The sequence below is a fragment of the Janibacter corallicola NBRC 107790 genome (assembly GCF_001570965.1).
Taxonomy (GTDB): domain Bacteria; phylum Actinomycetota; class Actinomycetes; order Actinomycetales; family Dermatophilaceae; genus Janibacter; species Janibacter corallicola.
The window spans coordinates 1-2,981 of the sequence record NZ_BCSR01000082.1; the positions used below are offsets into that span (position 1 = coordinate 1).

Annotated in this window: 3 protein-coding genes and 1 pseudogene; 2 read left to right on the plus strand and 2 right to left on the minus strand. The window is 72.4% G+C overall.

The window, feature by feature from the left end:
* A pseudogene (locus JCO01S_RS15145) lies at positions 1-370 on the minus strand (transglutaminase-like domain-containing protein); the annotation flags it as partial.
* A 58-nt stretch (positions 371-428) separates the two neighbouring features.
* Positions 429-956 (minus strand): YbaK/EbsC family protein, encoded by a 528-nt coding sequence (locus JCO01S_RS15150; RefSeq protein ID WP_068257648.1) that lies wholly within the window; start codon positions 954-956, stop codon positions 429-431.
* Positions 957-1,065: 109 nt separating this feature from the next.
* Between JCO01S_RS15150 and JCO01S_RS15155 the strand changes: the two genes are divergently transcribed.
* Both JCO01S_RS15155 and pgm read left to right on the plus strand, forming a co-directional pair.
* Positions 1,066-1,533, plus strand: a complete 468-nt coding sequence (locus tag JCO01S_RS15155; RefSeq protein WP_157074662.1) for a hypothetical protein — start codon at positions 1,066-1,068, stop codon at positions 1,531-1,533.
* The coding region (gene pgm, locus JCO01S_RS15160; protein WP_068257654.1) for a phosphoglucomutase (alpha-D-glucose-1,6-bisphosphate-dependent) at positions 1,530-2,981 on the plus strand (1,452 nt) is incomplete at its 3' end. The genes JCO01S_RS15155 and pgm, both read left to right, overlap by 4 nt.

Sequence of the window (2,981 nt, forward strand, 5' to 3'; positions counted from 1 at the left end):
CCAGCCGGTCGGACTCGCAGTAGCGGCTCGGGCGCGTGAAGGCCCACGTGTCGTAGTCGGTCTCGGGGCCGGCCTGGTCCCCCTTCGGACGGGTGATGTCCACGACCGCCTCGTAGGTGACCTCCAGCCAGCCGTCGCCGACGTCGTCGACGACGTGCAGCCGCGTGCCGTGGTCGCCCAGGATCTCCCTCGGCTCCACGAGCCGGCCTGCGGTGTGCACGAGGATGCGCTCCTCGCGGATGTCGTGAGCCCGGGAGACCGCGAAGGAGAGCAGCGCGCGGGAGACCCCGCTCGTGCCGTAGGCGAACTTCGTGCCCACCCGTGCCCGCAGCGGGGAGGGGTCGGCCTCGACGATGGCGCGGTCGGTCATGCGTCCATCGCACCGCCTCGACCGCCACAGGTCAAAGCGAAGGGGGACGGGTCAGGGGCTAGCGGGTCAGCGCGAGCACCTCGGCGGTGGGCAGCGCGACCAGCTCGCTCGCGTCGACGAGCAGCTTCGAGCCGCGGACCCCGGAGCCGATGACGACCTCCCCCGCGTCGCGGACGCCCTCGTCGATCAGCACCGGCCAGTCCTCGGGCAGCCCGACCGGGGTGATGCCCCCATACTCCATCCCGGTCAGCTCGACGGCCTCGTCCATCGGCATGAACGAGATCTTGCGGACGTCCAGGTGCCGACGCACGACGTTGTTGATGTCCGCGCGGTCGGTCGCGAGGACGAGGACCGCCGCGCGCCGGGTCTCCCCCGCCCTGCGCCCGGCGACGACGACGCAGTTCGCGGAGTGCTCCGGCGCCGACTCGTAGGCCTCGCAGAAGGCGGCGGTGTCGGCGAGCTCGGGGTCGATCGTGGCGACCCGGGCGGAGGGGACCCCATCGATCGCACTCGCGACGGGCGCCGCGAGCAGCTCCACGTGCTCTGTCGCGGCGGTCCAGGTGAGATTTCCTGCTGCGGTGCTCATACCCCGACGGTAGTCCGCCGCGCAGCCCTTCCTTCGGCGCGGCCGCGATGGGACAATTCGGGAAAGAGGTGGCTGGCCCTGCGGGCCCTTCGTCTTGGGGGTGATCCGGGTGTCATGGCCGGATGGCATCGTTCTCGGGATCATCGGACGCCGCGCGGACGCCTCCGCGCTGGCTTGGGCCAGTGGCTTGGCCCACCGCTGGTCCACGAACCTGCACGTGATCGCGGAGTACTACCCACCGGTGGGCATGTTCCCGCACATCACCACCGACCGGGAACGGACCGAGACGCGACGAGCCGCGCGCCAGCGGCTCGAGTGCCAGCTGGACCGGGCAGCCGCGGCGGTGGGGACGGACCGCCGAGACACCCGTCTCTCGCTCGTCCCCTCCCCGCGTCTCCTGCCAGCCTTGACGAGCGGATGCCTCGAGGCCGACCTGCTCCTCTTCAGCCTCGCCCCCACGAGCCTCCCGCTGCTGGCGCGCCGAAGGGAGCAGCGCGCCCGACGGATCGCCGCGACGGTCCGGGTCCCGGCCAGTCTCGGCCCCGGCCGCACGCTGGGCGCTACCGTTCCCACATGAGCGCAGCCGATCGTGCCGGTACCCCTGCCCAGCCCGAGGACCTCATCGACGTCGGTCACGTCGTCACCGCGTACTTCGCGACCGAGCCCGACCCCGAGGACGTGGACCAGCAGGTCGCCTTCGGGACCAGCGGGCACCGCGGCTCCTCGCTGACCGGGTCCTTCAACGAGGCACACATCCTCGCCACGACGCAGGCGATCGTGGACCACCGCCGCTCCGCCGGCATCGATGGTCCACTCTTCCTGGGGCGCGACACCCATGCCCTCTCCGAACCGGCGTGGACCTCTGCCCTGGAGGTGCTGGCCGCGAACGACGTCACCGTGCTCGTCGACTCCCGCGACCGCTACACCCCGACCCCCGCCGTCTCGCACGCCATCCTCACCGCCAACCGCGGCAAGGACCTCACGGCGAAGGGGGGCGGCCTCGCCGACGGCATCGTGGTCACTCCGTCGCACAACCCGCCGAGCGACGGCGGCTTCAAGTACAACCCGCCCCACGGCGGGCCCGCCGACACCGACGTCACCGCTGCCATCGCGGAGGCGGCCAATGCCCACCTCCGGGACGGGCTGCGGGAGGTGCGGCGGACCCCCTTCGCCCGGGCCCGGGCCGCCGCGGAGGAGCACGACTTCCTCGGCAACTACGTCGAGGACCTGCCGAACGTGGTCGACCTGGCGCGGATCCGGGAGGCCGGCGTGCGCATCGGCGCGGACCCGATGGGCGGCGCCGCCGTCGACTACTGGGGCGCGATCGCCGAACGCCACGGCCTCGACCTGACGGTCGTCAACCCGCTCGTGGACCCGACGTGGCGCTTCATGACCCTGGACACCGACGGACAGATCCGGATGGACTGCTCCTCCCCCGCCGCGATGGCCGGACTGGTGGCGCAGAAGGACCGCTACGACATCGCCACCGGCAACGACGCCGACTCCGACCGGCACGGGATCATCACCCGCGACGGCGGCCTGCTGAACCCCAACCACTACCTGTCTGCGGCGATCCGGTACCTGCACGGCGGGGCCAGGCCCGGGTGGTCCAGCGAGCGCATCGGCAAGACGCTCGTCTCCAGCTCGATGATCGACCGGGTCGCCGAGGAGCTCGGGATGCGGCTGTGGGAGGTGCCCGTCGGCTTCAAGTGGTTCGTGCCCGGGCTGCTCGACGGGTCGGTCGGCTTCGGCGGCGAGGAGTCCGCCGGCGCCTCCTTCCTGCGCTTCGACGGCTCGGTGTGGAGCACCGACAAGGACGGCATCATCCTCGCGCTGCTCGCCTCGGAGATCCTCGCCACGACCGGCCGCACCCCGAGCGAGCACTACGCGGACCTGACCGCACGGCACGGCGAGCCCGCCTACGCCCGGGTCGACGCTCCCGCGACCCGCGAGCAGAAGGCCGCCCTCAAGGCACTCACCCCGGACGCGGTCACCGCGGACACCGTGGCGGGCGAGCCGGTGACC